The sequence below is a fragment of the Pseudonocardia sp. Cha107L01 genome, assembly GCF_052566575.1.
This window is the reverse complement of the sequence record NZ_CP199579.1, coordinates 9,553,266-9,573,342: the sequence shown is the minus strand read 5'-3', so window position 1 is coordinate 9,573,342 and position 20,077 is coordinate 9,553,266. Positions and strand designations below refer to the sequence as shown.

Below are 20,077 nucleotides of genomic sequence, written 5' to 3'. Positions count from 1 at the left end.
CCGTACCTGCCGTGTCTTCTGTGTCCTCTTTCGAGCGCTCCCGCTACCACCACGGCAACCTGCGCGCCACGCTGCTGGAGAGCGCCGAGCGGCTGCTCGAGGACGTCGGCGCCGCCGAGCTCTCGCTGCGCGAGCTGGCCCGCCAGGCCGGGGTGAGCCACGGCGCGCCGCGCCAGCACTTCCCGGACAGGCGGGCGCTGCTCGATGCGCTCGCGGTGCTCGGGTTCGACCGGTTGGGCGCCGAGCTGGACTCGGCGTTGGCCGGTGCGGCCGGCCCGTTCGCCGCGCGGCTGGAGGTGTTCGCCAAGGCCTGGGTCGGCTTCGCCACCGCGCGTCCCGCGCTGCTCGAGCTGATGTTCGCCAGCAAGAACCGGCCCGCTGCCGCGGAGCTGCGGGTGGTCGCGGACCGGGCCTTCGCGGTGTCGTCCGCGATGATCGCCCAGGCCCAGCTCGACGGGGAGATCGCCGGCGTCGCTGATGGGGACGAGCCGGACCGGATCGCGATGGCCATCTTCGCCACCCTGCAGGGCCTCGCCGCACTGATCACCAGTGGCATGAGCGGGGACCGCCCGGTGGGCGCACTGATCAGCGGCACCATCCGGACCCTGGTCGACGGGTTACGCCCCCGCTAGCTCCCGGCCGGCGTCGACCGCTGTGGTGGCGGGGGAGCGGCTCGCGGAGCGGAAGGTGCGGCGGTAGGCGGCCGGTGACACCCCGACCACGGTGCGCAGGTGCAGGCGCAGCGCGGAGGCGGCGCCGAACCCGACGCGCGACGCGATCTGGTCGATGGCCAGGTCGCTGCTCTCCAACAGGTGCCGGGCCCGCTCCACCCGCTGCAGGGTCAGCCACTGGCCCGGTGTCATCCCTACCTCGGCGCGGAACCGGCGGGTGAAGCTGCGCACGCTCATCCGGGCGTGCGAGGCCAGCTCGGGCAGCGGCAATGGGTGGTCCAGCCGCTGCAGCGCCCAGGCCCGGGTGGCGGCCGTTGTGGTCAGCGCCGGCTCCGGTACCGGTCGCTCGATGTACTGCGCCTGGCCGCCGTCCCGCCACGGCGGCACCACACAGCGCCGCGCCACCTGGTTTGCTACCTCGCTGCCGTGGTCGCGCCGTACCAGGTGCAGGCACAGGTCGATGCCGGCCGCGACGCCCGCCGAGGTCAGGATGTCCCCGTCGTCCACGAACAGCACGTTCGGGTCGACCTTGACCAGCGGAAACGTCCGCTGGAAGTGCTCGGCGTCGCGCCAGTGCGTCGTGGCGGGCCGGCCGTCGAGCAGGCCGGCGGCGGCCAGCACGTACGCCGCGGTGCAGATGGACACGATCCGGGTGCCCGGCCGGATACCCGCCAGCGCGGCGGCCAGCGGCTCCGGGAGTCGTCCCTGGTGGTAGATCGGGCCGAGCGAGTGGCTCGCCGGGACGACCACCGTGTCGGCGGTGGCCAGCGCGCCGGCGTCGTACTCGGGGAGGACCGCGAACCCGGCGTCGGTGGTCACCGCCCGGCCGTCCACGGTGCAGGTGATCACCTCGTAGAGCCGCCGGCCGTCGCTGTCCTCGGCGATGCCGAAGATCCGGGGTGGGATACCGAGCTCGAACGGGATCACGCCGTCGAGCGCGAGCACGACTATCCGATGCATGGCCGAATCCTGTCACAGGGTCGAGATCTGGCCAGCACGAATTCTGCGTGTCCGCCGGCGCGGGAAGTTGGCGGACGGTCGGCAAAATGTGCGCGGCACCGGCCCGGGTGGGTGATGATGGTGCGGTGCCGACCCCGACGACACTCCTGCTGTTCGTCCTGGCCGCCTGCGTGCTGGTGGCGATTCCCGGGCCCAACCACATCTACATCATCACCAGGGGACTGAGCCAGGGCCGCGCCGCCGGGCTCGCCTCGGCCGCCGGAGTGGAGACCGGGACCCTGGTCTACAGCGCCGCCGCGGCCGCCGGGCTGGCCGCGCTGATCGCCTCGTCCGCGCTCGCCTTCGACGCGGTGCGCTACCTCGGTGCGGCCTACCTCGTCTACCTGGGGATCCGCGCGCTGATGCGCTACGAGCCACCCAACCTCGCCGCGCCGACCGAGCCGGTGCCGCTGCGGCGGGTGTATGCCGAGGGCGTGCTGGTCAACGTGCTGAACCCCAAGGTGGCGCTGTTCTTCGTCGCCTTCCTGCCGCAGTTCATCGACCCGCACCGGGGCTCGGTCGCGGTGCAGATCGTGCTGCTCGGGCTGATCATGGCGACGATCGGCATGATCAGCGACGTGGCGTACGCACTCGCGGCGGGGTCGCTCGGTGTCTGGCTGAACCAGCGGCCGGGGTTCTTCCGCCGGCAGCGCTATCTGACCGGCACGATCTATCTGGTGCTCGGTGTGGTCGCCGCGGTCACCGGCCGGCCGGCCAGCCAGTCCTGACACCGCGCCGCCCGGGCGCGGCCACGGCCGGGTGGAACATGGCTCGCGGGGCTCGAAGTCGAGCCGGGCTGGTGTCGAACACGACGCTCTCCGCACTCGAAAGTAACAACAGTTTGCTTCGATCATGATTCAGACATGCCTATTGTTACTGTCGATGCTCGCGCCGGGCCGCGCGCTGGGTGATCCGGCGGACCCGGCCAGGTTGCGCGCCGAGTACGACAGCGGCGCCCGGGTGCACCCCGACGACCTCGGCATCCAGGCCGTGGCGGACGCTGTCGACCTGGCCGCGCTGGCCCGAGCCGCCCCGGCCCGCTGTCCGACCGGCACCCCGGTCAGTGGCCCGGGCTCGCGGTTCCGCCCGCCGCGAACCAGCTGAGGTACCCTGAGAACGGACGTTCTCAACGTGGAGAGGTGGACTTCCGTGGACCGCGAGACAGCGCAGCTCCAGCTGCTCGACGCCGCCGAGGATCTCTTCTACGGCCGGGGCATCCAGTCGGTCGGGATGGACGAGATCCGGGCCGCCTCCGGCATCTCGCTCAAGCGCCTCTACCAGCTCTACCCGGCGAAGGAACAGCTGGTGGAGGCCTACCTGGACCGCCGCGACGGCCGGTGGCGCGGTCGCCTCGCCGACTACGTCGAGTCGAGTACGACCGAGCCGACGGAGCGGCTGCTGGCCGTCTTCGACTGGTTGGGGCGGTGGTTCGGCGAGCCGGACTTCCGCGGCTGCGCGTGGATCAACGGCTACGGCGAGCTGGGTGCGGTGTCCGCCACGGTGGCCGGGCAGGCGCGGGCGCACAAGGTTGCGTTCCAGGAGTACCTGCGCGCCCTGACCGCCGCCGCCGCACTGCCCGCCGACCTCGCCGACCAGCTCTACCTGCTGGCCGAGGGCGCGATGGTCACCGCCGGCATCTTCCGCCGCACCGACCCGGCCGGTCAGGCCAGGGCGGCCGCCCGCGCCCTGATCGAGCACGCGGGCCAACCGGCGGCCGCCCCCGTCCCGCCGGCCGCCGGTTGAGCCCGGGCCCGCACCCGGGCCCCAGCTCGGCTCGGGAGCCACCGCGCGGGAGCTGTCGCGGCTCAGCGCCATTCCGCCGGCCACCGCGTACCTGTTGGTGGCCGACGGCTTCCTGGTGCGCACCTCGGACCTGTCCGGCTTCGCGCTCGGGCGCCGGACCCGCGAGCTGGCCGGGGTGGCCGGTGTGGCCGACCCCACCGTGGTGCACGGCGACTTCCGCCCGGTGCCGGCCATCGTCGAGGAGCTGCGCGCCCAGGTCCGGTTCGGCATCTACGCGGCGTCCTACACCGGCGACCACGTCCGGCTGGTGGACCGGGACCCGGACCACGAGCTGATCAGCGAGAGCGCCATCGTCACCCACCTGCACGCGCGATCGGCAAGCTGCTGCTCGCCCAGCGGCCGGAGCTGGCCGGGGCGCGGCCGCTGCGGCCGCTGACCACGCGCACCATCGTCGAGCCGGACACCCTGGCCGCCGAGCTGACCGCGATCCGGGAGACCGGGGTGGCCCGCGAGGTGGACGAGATCCGGCTGGGGCGCTCGGCACTGGCGGTACCGGTGCGCGACCGCCGGGGCGGGCTGATCGGGTTCCTGGTGGCGATCGGGCGCACCGGCCGCATCCGGGTCGACGGCGGCCGGCTGACCGAACTGCTCCGCGACTACGCCGCCCCCGCCCCCGCCCACCCCGCCCCCGCCCCCGCGAGTCGGGGCTCTCAGCACACCGAGTCGGGGCTCTCAGCACACTGAGTCGGGCGTGCTCGCACCCCCGACAGCGCCCCCCGAGGTCAGCGCGCCCCCAGCATCAGGTTGAGCGCCGGCGCCACGTCGCGGTGGTCCCGGATCGGTGCCAGCCGGCCGTGCCCGAGCCGGGCCAACTGTCCTCCCAGGTCGGCGTCGTGCTCGCCGTCGGTCTCCAGCAGCACGTGCAGCGCGCCGAACCGGGCGGCCACCGGCCGGGGATCGGGCCCGGCGTTGTGCACCGAGTCGGACAGCAGGATCCCGCAGCGGCGCCGGGCGCGGGCCGTCCGCAGCTGCGCCAGCCCGGTGGCCAGCGCGAACTGGACGTTCGTCAACCCCTTCGCCGGGATGCTGAGCAGCTCGTCCAGCAGCCGCAGCCCGGACGGCGCCGGCCCCATCGGGCGCACGATCGCCGCGTCCTTCCAGAACGCCACCACGGCCAGCTCACCGGAGCCGGCGGAGCTGGCCAGCTCACCGGCCAGCGCGGCCACGGTGGCCGCCGCGATCTTGGTCTTCTCACCGCGCATCGAACCGGACACGTCGATCATCAAGACCACCGCGCGCGGCAGCCGGACCCGCTCGCGCACCACGATGTCGGTGTCGTCGGGAACCGGGTGCTCGGTGAGTACCTCCAGCGTGCGGTCCAGGTCGATGTCGTCGGAGTTGTACCGGTAGGGGACGCTGGCCAGTGGGCCGGTGCCACCGCCGCCCAGGGTGCTCCGGTCCCGGCCGCGGTGCGGTACGGACAGCCGGGAGGCGATCCGCCGGGCCAACGCGCGCACGTCAGCGGCCAGCACACCGTCCTCCCGGACGTCGTCCAGCGCGCACCGCTGGCCGGTCTCGCTGGTGGCCACCCAGCCCTGCGCCGGCGGGCGGCTTCCCGCCGGGTGGCCGCCGGCGCCCCGGTCCGGGCCGTCGGTCTCCGTGATGACGCCGCCGGCACCGGGGCGGAAGAGCAGCGGTGCGGTGTCGAGCTGCTTGGGCCTGCGCCGCAGCGGCCGCATCCCCGGCCGAGGCTCCGCCTGCCTGGTCGTTCAAGGCGGCTCGGTGACCGCCATCGCGTGGGTGCCGGCCGCCGCGCGCCGGGGGTCCAGCACGAAGTGCGACTCCCACAGCTCGCGGATGATCAGCTCCGGGCTCGCCTCGGCGGTCTCGTCCACCGTGATCCGGCCGGACAGCGCCAACAGCGCCGCGTCCAGCACGACCGCCCGGTAGGCGTCCTGGGCCGACCCGTTCGCCGGGGTGCCGCGGATCTCGGTCAGCGGCGCGGCCACCGCGACCAGGTCGATCGCGCCGCGCACGCTGGAGCCCTGCCGGACGTCGCGGTGGGTGCGGGTGGCCCGGGTGATCGCCACCGCGTCGGCCACCAGGTCGGGGTCGTCGCTGCCGGTGCGCAGCCCGACGATCTCCCGGTCCTCCGCCGGCGACTGGTAACCGACCGCGAGGCGGCACAGCCGGTCGTACACCGCGGCGCTGATCCGGGTGGTGCCGATACTGTCGAACGGGTTCATCGAGGCGACCAGCCGGAAGGTGTCGGCGGCGGCGATCCGCCCGACCCGGGGCACGTTCACCTCACGCTCGGCCATCGCGGTCAACAGGGTGTTGAGGGTGTCCTCCGGGGCCCGGTTGAACTCCTCCACGTACAGGAAGCCACCCTCGCGCATGGCGGCGACCAGCGGTCCGGGGACGAAGTTGTCCGCGCTGTAGTCCTCGCGCAGCACCCGGGCCGGGTTGTGGTGGCCGACCAACTTGGCCGGAGTGAGCTCGGCGTTGCCCTCCACGAAGTGCAGCGGGATACCCCACGACGTGGTGATCGCGCGCAGGATGGTGCTCTTCGAGGTGCCCGGGGGACCCTCCAGCAACAGGTCCCGCCCGGCCACCACGGCGGCCAGGATCAGGTCGAGCTCACGGTCCCGGCCGACCACCAGACGGGCCAGCTCGGCCCGCTTGGCGGCGAGGTTCGCGATCGGCGGCATCTGGCCTCAGAGGTTGGGGATCTTGAAGGGAGCGGTGCTGCCGGCATCGACCGGGAGGGTGATGCCGGTGACGTAGCGAGCCTCGTCGGAGGCCAGCCAGAGCACCGCGTTGCTGATTTCCATCCAGCTACCTCCGACCGCTGTGGTGACCCCCTGTGGAGCGACACTAGTGTCGCGTCCGGCCATGCGGGAGTAGCACGTGCCGGCGGTGCCCGAACTGGGCAGTGGTGCCGCCGCCGCCCGACAGCCGAGGGCAGTACGCAGATGTGCGTATGGACCGGACCGGGCCGAGGTCGTTGGCTGGGCACTCGAAGACCTGGCGTGACCGCCGGTGACGAGGGGGAGGCCTGGCCATGACAACCACCGAGCAGACAGTGAACCCGGAGGCCTTCGAGCGGCTGCTCGGTCAGGTGATCACCGATGCCGGTGCGGCGGTGACCCTGCCGCTGGCTCTGCTCGGTGACCGGCTCGGACTGTTCACTGAGCTGGCCGCCGGCGGCCCGGCAACGGCGACCGGGCTGGCCGCCCGCACCGGTCTGGTCGAGCGCTACCTGCGGGAGTGGCTGCTGGCCATGGCCGCCTCCGGGTACGTGACCTACCGGGGTGGCGCCCCGGGTGCCGAGCAGCCGGACTCCGCACGGGCGGCCAGCTACGGACTGTCCCCGGAGCAGAAGGAGGCGTTCACCAACCCGGACAGCCCGGGCTACGTGGCCGGCGCGTTCCAGAACCTCACCGCCGCGACCCGGGTACTGGACCGGCTGACCGAGGCGTTCCACACCGGCGACGGGATCGGCTGGCACGAGCAGCACCCGGACATGTTCGAGGGCACCGAGCGGTTCTTCCGGCCCGGTTACCTGGCCAACCTGACAAGCCAGTGGATCCCCGCGCTCACCGGCATCGAGGAACGGCTGACGGCCGGCGCCCGGGTGGCCGACGTGGGCTGTGGACTCGGCGCGTCGACGATCATCATGGCCCAGCGGTACCCGGCCAGCTCCTTCGTCGGGGTGGACTACCACCAGCCGTCCGTGGAGTTGGCCAGGGCGCGGGCCGCGGCCGCCGGTGTGGCGGACCGGGTCGAGTTCCGCGTCGCCGGCGCCGCCGACCTGGGCGGCGACTACGACTTCATCGCGTTCTTCGACTGTCTGCACGACATGCCCGACCCGGTGGGAGCGCTGCGCGCCGCGCGGGCCGCCGTGGCCGAGGGCGGCAGCGTGATGCTGGTCGAGCCGATGAGCTGGGACAGCGTCCCGGAGGTGCTCAACCCGCTGGGTCGGCTGCTCGCCGGTGCCTCGCTGCTGGTCTGCCTGCCCAGTGGACTCTCCGGGCCACCGGCGGCCGGGCTGGGCAACCAGGCGGGCCCGACCCGGACCCGTGAGCTGGCCGCTGAGGCGGGGTTCGGTGATGCCAAGGTTGCCGCCGCCACCGACTTCAACCTGATCTACGAGCTGCGACCGTGACCCGAGGCCTGCCTCCGGCCGGGAGGCGGCTCAGTCGCCGCGGTAGGCCGCCCCGACGGTGACCCGGGGATCCGCGTGCGGGTCGCCGCTCTCGGCGCCGCGGTGGTGCGGGATCGCCGGCTCTCCGACCGGCGGGGCGGCGACCGCGAGCGCCGTTGCCGGCTCGGCCACGGGTGCCTCGGCAGCCTCGGGGACAACGGTGGCGGGCGCGGCGGCGGCCGGCGCGTCGGGCGTCGGGGCGCCGCTGTGCAGTAGCAGCGCCAGCGGCACCGCGGCGGCGGTGAGCAGGCAGCAGACCAGGAAGACGTTGCTGTAGGCGTCGGCCATCACGTACAGGCTGAGCTGCTGGTAGTAGCCGTAGAGGGCGCTGGTGCCCTGGTCGGCGATCTGCTGGATGGCGGCCACGCCCGAGCTGGCCGGGATCAGCGCGGAGCGGTCCGCCATCAGCTGGGCCTGCTGGGTGGTGGCCAGCACGGTCAGGCCCGCCAGCCCGAGCGAGCCGGAGACCCGCTGGGCGATGTTGTTCACCGGGCTGCCGGAGCTGGCGAGCGCCGCCGGGATCGCGGCCAGCCCGGCGGTCATGATCGGCATCATGGCCAGCCCGTTGCCGGCGGCCCGGACACAGGTCCAGATCACCACGTCCTGCTGGCTCATGTTCGGGTTGATCCGGCACAGCAGGTAACCGCCGTACGCGGCGACGATCAGCCCGATCACCGCGGGCCAGCGCGGGCCGATCTTGTCGTAGAGGGTGCCGGCGACGGGCATCAGCACGGCCATCATGAGTGCCTCGGGCAGCAACGTCAGCCCGGTCTGCAGAGCCTGGATGCCCTGGCCCTCCTGCATGAACAGCGGCAGGTAGAACAGGATGGCGTTGAGCCCGATGGACAGGATGCTGATCAGCAGCAGCGAGTTCACGAACGGCCAGACCAGGAACACCCGCAGGTCCAGCGGCGGTTCATCCAGCTCGAACTCGATCACGACGAACAGCGCGAAGGCGAACCCGGAGTACACCAGCAGCCCGACCACGGCGTAGGAGCTCCAGCCCCAGTCAGTGCCCTTCGAGGTGGCCAACAGCATCGCGAACAACCCGGAGCCGATGGTCAGGAACCCCCACCAGTCCAGCTTGCGGGTCGACGTGGGCGCCATCTTGGGCAGCAGCGCGAAGCCGGCCATCGCACCCACGATGCCGATCGGCACGTTGATGTAGAAGATCAGCCGCCAGTCCACGTACTCGACCAGGTAGCCGCCCATTGTCCAGCACCGACATGAACATGCCGAAGATCAGGACGACCAGCGGCACCATCCAGCTGGCGGTGCTGGCGGCCTTCGGGGGCCCGGCGGTGGTCGCGGTGGTCATGGACGGCTTCCTACCGGCCATCCCGACCCCTGTGGGTGATCGTCACCGGCCCGGGTGTGTCGCCGTCCACAGACGTCAACGATCTCCTCAGGATCGCGTCGGTACCGTTGTCGCGAGCCGGTCGGGCCCGAACGGCTGGCGACGTCTGTCGGGAGGTCCGGGTGGCGGACTGGGACGGCCGGGGGCTGCCTCCGGTGGCGGCCGCCAGGGTGGCGCGCTTCGCGAGCGGCGGCCTGCGCACCTCGCTGCTGTCCGTGCCCGGGGCGGCCGGCGTCGAGTCCGTGGGGTTGCGACCGGTCGGTGAGGTGATGGGCTGCATCGTGCAGCACATCGGCTTCGCCGGTTGGCAGGGTTGCGGCTACTACGGCTTCGGCGGCGGCTTCGGCGGCGGCTTCGGCGGCGGCTTCGGTGGTGGGCTCGGTGGTGGGCTCGGTGGCGGTATCCCGGGGACCTTCGGCGGCGGTATCGCCGGTGGGGTGAACCCGCGCACGGTGACGTCGTCGGGCCGCGGCTACAGCGGCTACCGCCCCTACGTCGACGCCCTCTACCGCGGCTACGGCACCGCGCTGTCCCGCATGGTGGCGGAGGCACAGGCCATCGGCGCCGACGGTGTGGTGGGCGTCCAACTGCGGGTGACGCACATGGAGAACAGCAACCGTGAGTTCGTCGCGCTCGGCACCGCGGTCCGCGCCCAGTCCTCGACCCGCCCGGCGAGCGTGTTCACCACCGAGCTGGCCGGCCAGGACGTGGCGAAGCTGCTGCACGCCGGGTGGGCGCCGGCGGGCATCGCGCTGGGCATCTCGGTCGCCATCCGGCACGACGACTGGGCCACCCTGCGGCAGGCGTCCTGGGGAGCCGGCAACACCGAGGTGTCCGGCTACACCGAGCTGATCACCCACGTCCGCGCCGACGCCCGGGCGCGGTTCCGGAGCCGGGTCGCCGAGCTCGGCGCGGACGGCGCGGTCGCCTCCGACCTGAGCCTGCGCGTCTGGGAGATCGAGCCGTCGGAGAACCACCGCGACCACGTGGCGGAGTCGATGGTGATCGGCACCGCGGTCGCCCGTTTCCACCGCGGCGCCACCGCACCGACCCGCTCGCTGAGCATCCTCCCGCTGCGCCCCACGTCCCCCGACAGGAGAGCACGATGACCTCACCCAACGGCACCGCGGGCCCGGCCGACAGCTCGGCGCTGGGGATCCCGGAGGACGCCATGCGCCGGTTGGCCGAGATGAAGCCCGGCCAGGCGACCACGCTGTTCACCTCGGACCTGTCGGTCAACGAGTTCCTGCTGGTCCGGGAGGCCGGGTTCCGCCCGCTCGGGCTGGTACTCGGCTCGAGCATCTACCACGTCGGCTTCCAGATGGGCCGCTGGAGCCGCAACCAGGAGCTGGAGACGCTGTCCCAGGCGATGTACCACGCCCGCGAGCTGGCCATGACCCGGATGGAGGCCGAGGCCTCGGTGCTCGGCGCGGACGGCATCGTCGGGGTGCGGCTGGAGATCGAGTTCAAGGAGTTCGGCACCGACCTGGCCGAGTTCGTCGCGGTGGGCACCGCGGTCAAGGCCGACGAGGCACCGCCCGGGCCCAGCACGGACGGCGGCTGGCGCAACAACAAGGGCGAGCCGTTCACCTCGGACCTGTCCGGGCAGGACTTCTGGACCCTGATCCAGGCCGGTTACGCCCCGCTGGGCATGGTGATGGGCACCTGCGTCTACCACATCGCGCACCAGCGGTTCTGGCAGACGATCGGCAACATCGGTCAGAACGTGGAGATCCCGCAGTTCACCGAGGCGCTCTACGACGCTCGTGAGCTGGCGATGAGCCGGATGCAGGCCGAGGCCGAGGGGCTGCACGCGGAGGGCATCGTCGGGGTGCAGCTGCTCTCGCTGCCGCACCGCTGGGGTGGGCACACCACCGAGTTCTTCGCCATCGGCACCGCCGTCCGTCCGCTGCGCGCCGACCACATCATCGACAAGCCCCAGCTGGTCCTGCCCCTCACCGACTGACTCACGAGGTCCGGGCGGTCGGGCGGTCAGCGCAGGTGGCGGCCGCTGTTCATGTCGACGGTCGCGCCGGTCATGTACTCCGCGACCGGGCTGGCCACGACGGCGATGAGCTGGGCCATCCGCTCCGGCGTGGCGAAGCGGCGCAGCAGCAGGCTGGTGTCCGCGTAGTCGTCGGCCAGGTTGTCGATCGCCTGGCGGCCCATCGGGGTGAGCGTGATCCCGGGCGCGACACAGTTCACCCGGATCCTCGGGGCGAGCTCGCGGGCCATCGACTTGGTGAGGTTGACCAGTCCGGCCTTGGCCGCCGCGTAGTGCATGTGGTGCGGCGCCCCGGTGGCCGCCGCGACGCTGGCCACGGTGACCACGCAGCCGCCGTCCCGGATGCGCGGCGCCAACGCCTGCAGGGTGAAGAACACGCCGCTGAGGTTGACCTGCAGCACGTGCTGCCACTCCTCGACGGTGATCCGGTCGAACGGGGTGACGATGTTCTGGCCGGCGTTCAGGATCAACACGTCGAGCGCGCCGGCGGCGTCGGCCAGCGCGTCGGCCGCGGCGTGCACCGACTCGGGCCGGGCGAGGTCGAGCGGCAGTGCCCAGGCCCGCCGGCCCCGCGCCCGTACGTCGGCGGCGGCGCGCTCGGCGCCCTCGGTCGAGTCCCGGTAGGTCAGTGCGACGTCGCAGCCCTCCTCGGCGAGCACCCTGGCGACGGCCGCCCCGATCCCGCCCGACCCGCCCACCACGGCCGCGACCTTGCCGACCAGCTCCAGGTCCATGGGTCCCGCCTTCGCGTCGATGGCTGTGCCGGCGACCGATGGCCGTGCCCGGCGGTCTGTCCGTCCAACCGCGGCTGCCCAACCGCGGCTGCGCTATCTCGAGACTGTCCTACCTGGCCGGCGGCACGGACGCGAGTGCGCCAGGAGCGGGTGCGGCGTGCAGGGCAGCGGCGCTCGGCGGGGGAGTGCTCGGTGCGCCGGGCAGGTCGAGCCGGGACGCGAGCCAGGGCAGCGCATCGCTGAACGCGGCGCTGGCGAACTGCCAGCTGTGCCGGCCGGCCTGGGTGTGCAGGGTGCAGTCGATGCCCTTGGCGGTGGCCGCCGCGCACAGCTGGCTCGCGGCGGCGGCCTCCGCGCCGGGCTGGTCCCCGCCGTCCGGGCGACCGCCGTAGCCGGCCGTGCCACCCGCCCGGTTGGCGAAGTTACCCGGCCCGCCGCCAGGGCCCCCGCCGCCCGGCCCGCGCCGGTGCGCCCGCCCGCCCCAACTCCCGGCGGACCCCGGTGAGTCGGCGGCGTTGTCGAACCAGCCGGCGGTGTCGGCGTACCGGGCGTGCCCGGCGAGCACGGTCAGCGGGTCGAAGGTGGCCCAGGCGGCCGCGTCACCGCCGTAGAGCTTGGCGATGGTGGTGTCCTTGCTGCCGACGTTGGGGCCGAGGTCGCCGGCGATGTCGAGGAACGTGCCGAACAGCTCGGGGTGCATGACCGCGAGATCCACCGCGCAGGTACCGCCGGCGGACCAGCCGACGATTCCCCACCGAGTCGGCGCCGTGGCCACCCGGAATTGTGATTCCAGGTAGCTCGGTACGTCTTTCGTGAGGTATTCGGCGACGTTTCCGCGTGGGCCGTCGACACATTCGGTGTCATTGTTGAACGAGCCGCCGGAGTCCACGAAAACGAGTACCGGGGCGACGCCGCCGTGTTGCGCCGCGAACGAGTCGGCGGTCCGCACCGCGCCGCCGACGCGAATCCAGTCGGCCGGGGTGTTGAACTCGCCGCTGATCATCATCAGCGCCGGCAGCGCGGGCCGGCCGCTGTCGAACCAGGCCGGCGGCAGGTAGACGTACTCGGTGCGGTGACTGAAGTGGCTGTCCGTCGCTGGAATGGTCACCGCGACCAGCCGTCCGGTCCGCATGCTCGCCCCGGTGCCGGCGAGCGCGGTCAGCTGGGCGGCATCCACCTGGTCGGGCAGCGGCCCGGCGGTGAGCTGGCTCCACGCCTCGGTCACCGTAGGGAAGTAGCCGACCCAGTCGTTCAGCACCACCCCCACACACAGCAGGGAGAGCGGGACCGCGAGCGCCGCCGTACCGCGCCGGGCCCATCCGGTGTCGCGCCAGCCCAGCGCCACCCCGAGCGCCGCCGCGGCCGTCAGCCCGGTCCAGATCCACAGGCTCACCGGTGCCGGGTCGCTCGCCAACCCGTTCGCGGCGAAGTAGTACCGGGACAGCAGTACGGCCGCCGCACCGAACACCGCCATCGCCGGCAGCCGCCAGCACAACCACCGGCGGTCCCGGCGGACGATCGCGGCGAGCAGTACCAGTCCGGCCACGATCTGCACCGTGAGTGGCAGCCAGCCGGTCAGCAGGGACAGCCCGTGCCCGGCGAATCGTGGCGCGCCGGCGGATTGGCTGAGTTGCGACACCCTCGCGATTATGCCGGGCCGGTGACACGGGGAATTCAGGAAGAACTGTGCATTGACTAAGAATGCGCGGCCGCGGCCGGTCGCCGGGTCGGGTGGCCGGCGGTAATCTGGGAAATGCTGAGCTGAAGCTGTATTAGGGATTCGGGCCGTCGAGGCCGAGACGAGGAGTACTGATGGAGTACACGCGGTTGGGCCAGTCCGGGCTGGAGGTCTCCCGGGTGGTCCTCGGCTGTATGAGCTTCGGGGAGGCCGGCCGGGGCACCCACGAGTGGGTGGTCAGCCACGACGACGCGCGCGCGTTCGTCAAGCAGGCGCTGGATGCGGGCATCACCACCTTCGACACCGCCAACGTCTACTCGATCGGGGCCAGCGAGGAGATCACCGGCAAGTTGCTCGGCGAGTTCACCAAGCGGGACGAGGTGGTCATCGCCACCAAGGTCAACGGCCGGATGGGACCGGGGCCGAAGGCGGCGGGGCTGTCCCGCGGCGCGATATTCGCGCAGGTCGAGCAGAGTCTGCGCCGGCTCGGTACCGACTACATCGACCTGTACCAGATCCACCGCTACGACCCGAAGGTGCCGATCGAGGAGACGATGGAGGCGTTGCACGACCTGGTCCGTTCGGGCAAGGTGCGCTACCTGGGGGCGTCGTCGATGGCGGCCTGGCAGTTCGTCCAGGCGCAGTACGTGGCGGACCTGAACGGCTGGACGCGGTTCGTGTCGATGCAGGACCAGTACAGCCTGATCATGCGTGAGGAGGAGCGGGAGATGCTCCCGTTCTGCCTCGACCAAGGCATCGGTGTGCTGCCCTGGAGCCCGCTGGCCAGGGGTCGCCTGGCCAGGGACTGGGACACCACGACCAAGCGCAGCGAGACGGACGGCTTCGGCAAGAGGCTGTACCGGCAGGCGGTGGAGTCCGACCGCAAGATCGTCGACGCGGTCGGCGAGATCGCCGGCGCGCGCGGAGTCACCAGGGCTCAGGTCGCGCTGGCCTGGCTGCTGCACCAGGACTCCGTCACCGCGCCGATCGTCGGGGTGACGAAGGAACACCACATCACCGACGCGGTCGCCGCCGTCGAGCTGGAGCTGTCCGACGACGAGCTGACCCGGCTCGAGGAGAACTACGTGCCGAGGGCGCCCGAGGGCTACTGACGCCCACCGCCGATCCGCACGGCCGATCCGCACGGCCGGGGTCGCCGTCGCCGGCCCGGCGCCGTCACGGGAGAGTGGGCCCATGACGACGACCCCGGCGAGCGGCGACCTCGGCGCGGTACTGGTACACGGGATGTGGCACGGCGCGTGGGTGTGGGACGCGGTCCGCGCCGAGCTCGATGCGGCCGGCATCGCCAACACCGTGGTGGAGCTGCCGATGACCGACCTGGCCTCGGACGTGGCGGCCACCCGGCGGGTACTGGACGAGTTCGACCGGCCGGCGGTGCTGGTCGGGCACTCCTACGGCGGTGCGGTGATCACCGAGGCTGGCGTCCACCCGAGCGTCGAGCAGCTGGTCTACCTGACCGCGTTTCAGCTCGACGAGGGCGAGTCGGTCGCCCGGGTACTGCCCGAGCTGGAGCTGCCGCCTGCCCCGCTGGTCGAGGCGCTGCGCTTCTCCGAGGACGGGCGGTGGAGCACCGTGGACCCGGCGCTGGCCGAAGCGGTGCTCTACGGCGACGCGGCACCGGACCTGGCCGCCGCCGCGGTCGCCCGGCTCCGACCGGCCGGCAGGGCCCTGCTCGCCGCGGTGCCCGCGGCGATCGCCTGGCGGCAGGTCCCCTCGACCTACGTCGTCCTCGGCGACGACCAGGCCATCAACCCGGACCTGCAGCGGGCCATGGCCGCCCGCGCCACCTGGCGCCACGACTGGCCCGGTGACCACAGTCCGGCCGCCGCACGGTCGACGGAGGTCGCCGAGCTGATCACCTCGCTGGCCAGGACGAACCCGGCAACCGCTCGCGACGAGCGGCATTATTCAGGACCCTCCTAGAGGCTCCTAGTGGTGTGTCTCCAAAATGAGAGCCCCGTTGTGGGATAGGTTCTGTGGGTGAACAGGCCTGCTGTCGCGTTGGTGATGTCGGATGGTCAACGAGATGCGCTGGAGGTGCTGGCGCGGTCTCAGACGGCGCCGCATCGGCAGGTGCAGCGGGCCAAGGCACTGTTGTTGGCCGCGGACGGGGTGGCGAACTCGCGGATCGGGCAGCAGGTCGGGGTGAAGGCCGCCACGGTGCGAGTGTGGCGGTCTCGGTTTTCCGAGGAGGGGCTGGCCAAGCTGGGCAAGGTCCGTGCCGGGCGGGGCCGCAAGTCCAGCATCCCGCAGGCCAAGATCGACGAAATCGTCGCATTGACCCAACACTCCAAGCCGGCGGGACACACGCACTGGTCGTGTCGAACGATGGCCAGGCAGGTCGGGGTCTCCCCGGCGACCGTGCAACGGGTCTGGGCCGCGCGCGGACTCAAGCCACACTTGGTCAACACGTTCAAGCTGTCGAATGATCCGCGTTTCGAGGAGAAGCTGATCGACGTGGTGGGGTTGTATCTCAACCCCCCGGACAAGGCGATCGTGCTGTGTTGCGATGAGAAATCCTCGGTACAGGCGCTGGATCGCACCCAGGCGTCGTTGCCGATGACCAAGGGCCGGGCGGCGACGATGACCCATGACTACAAGCGCAACGGCACCACGACGCTGTTCGCCGCACTGGACGTGCTCACCGGCACTGTCATCGGCCAGTGCCTGCCTCGCCATCGCCACGAAGAGTTCTTGCGGTTCTTGCGCACGATCGACCGCGAAACACCGAAGGGCCTCACGGTGCATCTGATCGTGGACAACTACGCCACCCACAAACATGCCAACGTGCAGGCCTGGCTGACCAACCATCCCCGGTTTCAGATGCACTTCACCCCGACCTCCTCCTCGTGGCTGAACCTGGTGGAACGCTGGTTTCGGGAACTCACCGACAAGGCCCTGCGACGCGGTGTGTTCCACTCCGTACCGGACCTGATCGCCAAGATCGAGGACTACCTCGCCGCGCACAACACCGACCCCAAGCCCTTCGTCTGGACCGCCACCGCCGAAGACATCCTCACCAAAGTCAACCGCGGCCGAGTAGCACTCCAAGCAGCCGCCCAATGACGAGACACACCACTAGAGGGCGTCTCCCGCCGCCAAACCGAGCTGGCCGAGGAAGTCGAGCTGGTCGAAGTAGAACCGGGTGCTGCTGATCTTGCCGTCGCGCTCGGTGTGAAAGCCGACGAAACGGCTGTCGACACGGTTGCCGGTCGGCGCGATCGTGGTGCCGTCCGCACCGGTCAGCGGGCCGGTGTGGGTGCCTTCCAGGGATCCTTCCTCGGCGGCGGTGTCCGACTGCCCGCCGACCGTGGTCGCCAGCACGATGCGGTTGTCCGGGAAGGCATCCATGTAGGCGCTCCAGAATTCGGCGACGCCCTGGTGGCCCTTGCCGACGAACCCGGGTGCGGTGATCTCGCAGTCCTCGGCGTAGCAGGCGAAGTACCCGTCACGGTCGCGGTTGTTCCAGGTGGTGGTGGTCTGTTCGATGAGCTGCAAGGCGTCCATACCGGCGACGGTAGGCAGGCCGGGGGCGCGGAACATCTACCGATCCGCATACCCGGCGGGGCAGTGGTCCCCCGACCGTCGCCGACCATGTCAGCCGATGCTTGCAATGGCCTTGCAGCGGTCCTGGGCGCGCGGAACCGCCGACGGTGCCGCCGCCTCGGTCACCGACGACCCGTGATCAGCCGCCGGCGGTGACGGGGTTGCGGAACGCGGAGAGGACACCGTCCAGGTCGGCGGGTGCATTGCCGTGCAGGATCACCCGGTTCGCGCCGGCGTCCAGCTGTCGTGCGGCACGCTCGGCACAGTGCGCCGCGTCACCGATCGCCGCGCCGTCGCGGAGCCAGTGCTCGGGGTAGACCTCAGCCAGCCGGCGCAGCTCCTCGGTGCTGAAACTGGCGGTGTCGGCCATCCGGTCGGCCAGCAGCGGGTGCTCCCGGAGCCGGCGCAGTACGGCCGGGTCCCAGCCGTTCGCCGCCACGATCAGCTCGCCGTAGCCGGGCCACTGCAGGTAGGTGGTCATCCGGCGGACCACCCGCGCCAGGATCTGCTCCTCGGGCTGGTCGCAGGCGGTGACCAGCATGGCCCAGACCCGCAGCGCGTCGGGGTCCCGACCGGCCCGCTCGGCCGCCCCGCGCGCCAGGGCCACGCTGCGGGTGACCGCCTCGTCGGTCCAGTGCGAGTGCAGGATCAGGTCGTCGAAGGCGCGCCCGGCCAGTTCCTGGGTGCGCGGGCCGAGTGCGCCGAGCGCCAGCCGGGGCGGGCGCGCCAGCTCGACGCCGAGGGAGAGTCGCCCCGGGAACCGCCCGAGCGGGCCGTCGTGGTCGCTCACCGTGCCGCCCCGCCACAGCGTGCGCAGCACACCGGCGCAGTCCTCGAGCACCGCCATGCTCGGCCGGGGCATGCCCCACGCGTCCCACTGGTGGTTGGGCCCCCGGCCCAGGCCGAGGGTGAAGCCGCCGGTGGCGAGCTGGCCGAGCGTCGCACCGTAGGCGGCCAGGTCCATCGGGTGCCGGGTGTGCGGGAAGGTCAGCGCGGTGACCACCTCCATGTCACCGGCCAGCGCCGCCGCGTACCCGCCGAGCACCGCGCTGTGCTTGACGTTCAGCCGTTCGGAGACCAGCACCGCGCCGAACCCCAGCCGCGCGCCGTCACCGACCTCACGGGCCACCGGCGCGGCCGAGGTGACATGGCCGGGGACCACGTAGAACGCCAGCGCGGAGGTGTCCCTGGTAGCGCCGCCCGGCGGGGTCCGGTCAGCGGCCCGCTGTGTACTCGCCAGTGCCACGCCGGACCACTCCCTCGTGATCAGCTCAACCGGCTCGGCGGATGAGTCAGGTCCCCTGATGCTGCCGCGGCGGTCGCGGGTCGGGATACGGCGGTGCCGAGCAACGTCGCGCCGATCCGTTGGCCGTCACTGACGACCGGTCCGACCGAACGCGGTCCGGGCGCGCTGCCCTTATCCCGGACTGATGACGAACCCCGGCAAGATAGACAAGAACCTAGTGACTTGCATGATGATAGTTAGAGGCCTAGCCTCGGTGACCCGCGAGATGATCGACCTGGGAGCCAGCTGATGCGCTACACGACCTTCGGCCGCCGCAGCGGTCTGCGGGTGTCCGAGTACGGCCTGGGCGCGGGCAACTTCGGCACCGGCTGGGGTACCGGCGCCGAGATCGACGAGTCGCGCAAGATCTTCGAGCGCTTCGCCGAGGCGGGCGGCACCCTGATCGACACCGCCGACGGCTACCAGTTCGGCGAGTCGGAGAAGTTCCTCGGTGAGTTCCTCGGCGCCGAGCGGGACAACTTCGTGGTGGCCACCAAGTACACCCAGGGCGCGACCCCGGGTGGCGTCTCGGTCACCGGCAACAGCCGCAAGAACATGATCCGGTCCGTGGAGCAGAGCCTGACCCGCCTCGGCATCGAGGCGGTCGACCTGTACTGGGTGCACCACCCGGACCGGATCACCCCGACGGAGGAGATCCTGCGCGGCCTCGACGACCTGGTCAGCGCCGGCAAGATCCTGCACGCCGGGCTGTCGAACTTCCCGGCCTGGCGGGTGTCCTGGGCGGCCGCGGTCGCCGATGCCCGGGCCTGGGCCCCGATCGTCGGGATCCAGGTCGAGTACAGCCTGGTCGAGCGCACCGCGGACCGCGAGCTGCTGCCGATGGCCGAAGCGCTCGGGCTGGGGGTGGCGATGTGGTCACCGCTCGGCGGCGGCCTGCTCACCGGCAAGTACCGCCGGAGCAGCGCGGGCCGGCTCACCGACTGGAACCGCCTGGTGCACCGGGAGGACAACGACCAGAAGGTCGCCGTCGTGGACACGGTGCTGGCCATCGCCGCCGAGACCGGGGCCACCCCCGCGCAGGTGTCCGTCGCATGGATCCGCGGCAGGGCCACCCCCGGCGTCACCCATCTGCCGATCATCGGCCCGCGCAGCCTGGCCCAACTCGAGGACTACCTCGGCGCGCTGGACGTCGAGCTCACCGCGGAGCAGCTCGACCGCCTCGACACCGCCAGCGCCGTCGTGGCGGGCGTCCCGCACGGAGTCGGCGACAGTGTGCACAACGCGGTCCTCGGCGGCGTCGCGGACCGGTACCTGCCGCGCGCCCTGCCAGTCGTCTGAGCCGATGCGCCGCACCCGGCTCACCGACGCCGAATGCCCCATCTCGCGCTGCCTGGACGTCCTCGGCGACTGGTGGAGCCTGCTCATCCTGCGCGATGCCCTGGACGGCGCCACCCGCTTCGACCAGTTCGAACGCAACCTCGGCATCGCACCCAACATGCTCATCCGGCGGTTGCACGGCCTCGTGGCGGACGGCCTGCTGCAACGCCGTCAGTACCAGCAGCGGCCGCCCCGCCACGAGTACCTGCTCACCGAGCGCGGCCGTGACGTGCAGCCGGTGATCATCGCGCTCGGCGAGTGGGGCGACCGGCACCGGGGCCGGGAGCAGCGCAGCCTGCAGCTGGTGGACCGGGAGACCGGCGCCGTGGTGGATCCGGTGCTGGTCGACCGCGGCACCGGGCGTCGGTTCGACGAGATCGATGTCGGGTACGTGGCCGGCCCCGCCGCCAGCGACGCGCTGAAGGCCCGGTTCGCCGAGCTCGCGGCCGGCCCGGAGGAGGCGGCCGCGCGGCGCGGGTAGGGCCGCGCTCCT

Annotated in this window: 23 protein-coding genes; 14 read left to right on the top strand and 9 right to left on the bottom strand. The window is 72.0% G+C overall.

The features are described from left to right. Positions 1-20: 20 nt before the first annotated feature. Positions 21-632 carry a TetR/AcrR family transcriptional regulator gene (locus tag ACTXG6_RS45110; protein WP_445185426.1) on the top strand — a complete coding sequence of 204 codons (612 nt, stop codon included), beginning with the start codon at positions 21-23 and terminating at the stop codon, positions 630-632. Here ACTXG6_RS45110 and ACTXG6_RS45105 read toward each other — a convergent pair. After that, entirely contained in the window at positions 618-1,631 is a 1,014-nt protein-coding gene (locus ACTXG6_RS45105; protein WP_445185425.1) for a GlxA family transcriptional regulator, read from the bottom strand. The genes ACTXG6_RS45110 and ACTXG6_RS45105 overlap by 15 nt on opposite strands. A 125-nt stretch (positions 1,632-1,756) precedes the next feature. Here ACTXG6_RS45105 and ACTXG6_RS45100 point away from each other — a divergent pair, with 125 nt between their 5' ends. The 5 genes from ACTXG6_RS45100 to ACTXG6_RS45080 all read left to right on the top strand — a co-directional run bounded on the left by ACTXG6_RS45100 (position 1,757) and on the right by ACTXG6_RS45080 (position 4,157). Next, complete coding sequence (locus ACTXG6_RS45100) at positions 1,757-2,398, top strand: LysE family translocator (protein ID WP_445185424.1); 642 nt, start codon at positions 1,757-1,759, stop codon at positions 2,396-2,398. 154 nt (positions 2,399-2,552) lie between these two features. Beyond that, on the top strand, positions 2,553-2,774 hold the full coding sequence (locus tag ACTXG6_RS45095) for a hypothetical protein (protein WP_445185423.1): 222 nt from the start codon (positions 2,553-2,555) through the stop codon (positions 2,772-2,774). 45 nt (positions 2,775-2,819) lie between these two features. After that, the gene (locus ACTXG6_RS45090; RefSeq protein WP_445185422.1) at positions 2,820-3,413 is read left to right on the top strand and encodes a TetR/AcrR family transcriptional regulator; all 594 of its coding nucleotides are present in this window, start codon (positions 2,820-2,822) and stop codon (positions 3,411-3,413) included. A gap of 97 nt (positions 3,414-3,510) precedes the next feature. Continuing rightward, positions 3,511-3,849, top strand: a complete 339-nt coding sequence (locus ACTXG6_RS45085; RefSeq protein ID WP_445185421.1) for a hypothetical protein — start codon at positions 3,511-3,513, stop codon at positions 3,847-3,849. Continuing rightward, positions 3,786-4,157 carry an IclR family transcriptional regulator domain-containing protein gene (locus tag ACTXG6_RS45080; protein WP_445190292.1) on the top strand — a complete coding sequence of 124 codons (372 nt, stop codon included), beginning with the start codon at positions 3,786-3,788 and terminating at the stop codon, positions 4,155-4,157. Before ACTXG6_RS45085 ends, ACTXG6_RS45080 begins: the two co-directional genes overlap by 64 nt. 38 nt (positions 4,158-4,195) lie before the next feature. Here ACTXG6_RS45080 and ACTXG6_RS45075 read toward each other — a convergent pair whose 3' ends face one another. The 3 genes from ACTXG6_RS45075 to ACTXG6_RS45065 are packed head-to-tail and all read right to left on the bottom strand — an operon-like array spanning position 4,196 to position 6,247. Further along, complete coding sequence (locus ACTXG6_RS45075; protein ID WP_445185420.1) at positions 4,196-5,152, bottom strand: vWA domain-containing protein; 957 nt, start codon at positions 5,150-5,152, stop codon at positions 4,196-4,198. 30 nt (positions 5,153-5,182) lie between these two features. Beyond that, on the bottom strand, positions 5,183-6,124 hold the full coding sequence (locus ACTXG6_RS45070) for an AAA family ATPase (protein WP_445185419.1): 942 nt from the start codon (positions 6,122-6,124) through the stop codon (positions 5,183-5,185). A 6-nt stretch (positions 6,125-6,130) separates the two neighbouring features. Continuing rightward, positions 6,131-6,247, bottom strand: a complete 117-nt coding sequence (locus ACTXG6_RS45065; RefSeq protein WP_445185418.1) for an SDR family oxidoreductase — start codon at positions 6,245-6,247, stop codon at positions 6,131-6,133. A 230-nt stretch (positions 6,248-6,477) separates the two neighbouring features. Between ACTXG6_RS45065 and ACTXG6_RS45060 the strand changes: the two genes are divergently transcribed. Then, entirely contained in the window at positions 6,478-7,581 is a 1,104-nt protein-coding gene (locus ACTXG6_RS45060; protein WP_445185417.1) for a class I SAM-dependent methyltransferase, read from the top strand. Between the two features lie 30 nt (positions 7,582-7,611). On the opposite strand, the gene ACTXG6_RS45055 is transcribed toward ACTXG6_RS45060, so the two are convergent. Beyond that, on the bottom strand, positions 7,612-8,832 hold the full coding sequence (locus ACTXG6_RS45055; RefSeq protein ID WP_445185416.1) for an MFS transporter: 1,221 nt from the start codon (positions 8,830-8,832) through the stop codon (positions 7,612-7,614). A 267-nt stretch (positions 8,833-9,099) separates the two neighbouring features. Between ACTXG6_RS45055 and ACTXG6_RS45050 the strand changes: the two genes are divergently transcribed. Continuing rightward, entirely contained in the window at positions 9,100-10,086 is a 987-nt protein-coding gene (locus tag ACTXG6_RS45050) for a heavy metal-binding domain-containing protein (RefSeq protein ID WP_445185415.1), read from the top strand. After that, positions 10,083-10,943 carry a heavy metal-binding domain-containing protein gene (locus tag ACTXG6_RS45045; protein ID WP_445185414.1) on the top strand — a complete coding sequence of 287 codons (861 nt, stop codon included), beginning with the start codon at positions 10,083-10,085 and terminating at the stop codon, positions 10,941-10,943. The genes ACTXG6_RS45050 and ACTXG6_RS45045 overlap by 4 nt, the downstream gene beginning before the upstream one ends. Positions 10,944-10,969: 26 nt before the next feature. Here ACTXG6_RS45045 and ACTXG6_RS45040 read toward each other — a convergent pair whose 3' ends face one another. After that, positions 10,970-11,716 carry an SDR family NAD(P)-dependent oxidoreductase gene (locus ACTXG6_RS45040; RefSeq protein WP_445185413.1) on the bottom strand — a complete coding sequence of 249 codons (747 nt, stop codon included), beginning with the start codon at positions 11,714-11,716 and terminating at the stop codon, positions 10,970-10,972. Positions 11,717-11,825: 109 nt separating this feature from the next. After that, a complete protein-coding gene (locus ACTXG6_RS45035) occupies positions 11,826-13,355 on the bottom strand; it encodes an alpha/beta hydrolase (protein WP_445185412.1) in 1,530 nt (509 codons plus the stop codon). Between the two features lie 173 nt (positions 13,356-13,528). On the opposite strand from ACTXG6_RS45035, the gene ACTXG6_RS45030 reads away from it, so the two are divergent. The 3 genes from ACTXG6_RS45030 (at position 13,529) to ACTXG6_RS45020 (ending at position 16,481) form a co-directional block, all read left to right on the top strand. Continuing rightward, positions 13,529-14,506 carry an aldo/keto reductase gene (locus ACTXG6_RS45030; RefSeq protein ID WP_445185411.1) on the top strand — a complete coding sequence of 326 codons (978 nt, stop codon included), beginning with the start codon at positions 13,529-13,531 and terminating at the stop codon, positions 14,504-14,506. Positions 14,507-14,588: 82 nt separating this feature from the next. After that, complete coding sequence (locus tag ACTXG6_RS45025) at positions 14,589-15,338, top strand: alpha/beta hydrolase family protein (RefSeq protein ID WP_445185410.1); 750 nt, start codon at positions 14,589-14,591, stop codon at positions 15,336-15,338. A gap of 84 nt (positions 15,339-15,422) precedes the next feature. Continuing rightward, positions 15,423-16,481 carry an IS630 family transposase gene (locus ACTXG6_RS45020; RefSeq protein WP_445190291.1) on the top strand — a complete coding sequence of 353 codons (1,059 nt, stop codon included), beginning with the start codon at positions 15,423-15,425 and terminating at the stop codon, positions 16,479-16,481. 12 nt (positions 16,482-16,493) lie between these two features. On the opposite strand, the gene ACTXG6_RS45015 is transcribed toward ACTXG6_RS45020, so the two are convergent. After that, positions 16,494-16,958, bottom strand: coding sequence for an ester cyclase (locus ACTXG6_RS45015; RefSeq protein WP_445185409.1), 465 nt, complete (start codon positions 16,956-16,958; stop codon positions 16,494-16,496). 142 nt (positions 16,959-17,100) lie between these two features. Continuing rightward, entirely contained in the window at positions 17,101-18,207 is a 1,107-nt protein-coding gene (locus ACTXG6_RS45010) for a TIGR03857 family LLM class F420-dependent oxidoreductase (protein ID WP_445185408.1), read from the bottom strand. 288 nt (positions 18,208-18,495) lie between these two features. On the opposite strand from ACTXG6_RS45010, the gene ACTXG6_RS45005 reads away from it, so the two are divergent. Continuing rightward, the gene (locus tag ACTXG6_RS45005; RefSeq protein ID WP_445185407.1) at positions 18,496-19,545 is read left to right on the top strand and encodes an aldo/keto reductase; all 1,050 of its coding nucleotides are present in this window, start codon (positions 18,496-18,498) and stop codon (positions 19,543-19,545) included. A gap of 4 nt (positions 19,546-19,549) precedes the next feature. Then, a complete protein-coding gene (locus ACTXG6_RS45000; protein WP_445185406.1) occupies positions 19,550-20,065 on the top strand; it encodes a winged helix-turn-helix transcriptional regulator in 516 nt (171 codons plus the stop codon). Positions 20,066-20,077 lie beyond the last annotated feature (12 nt).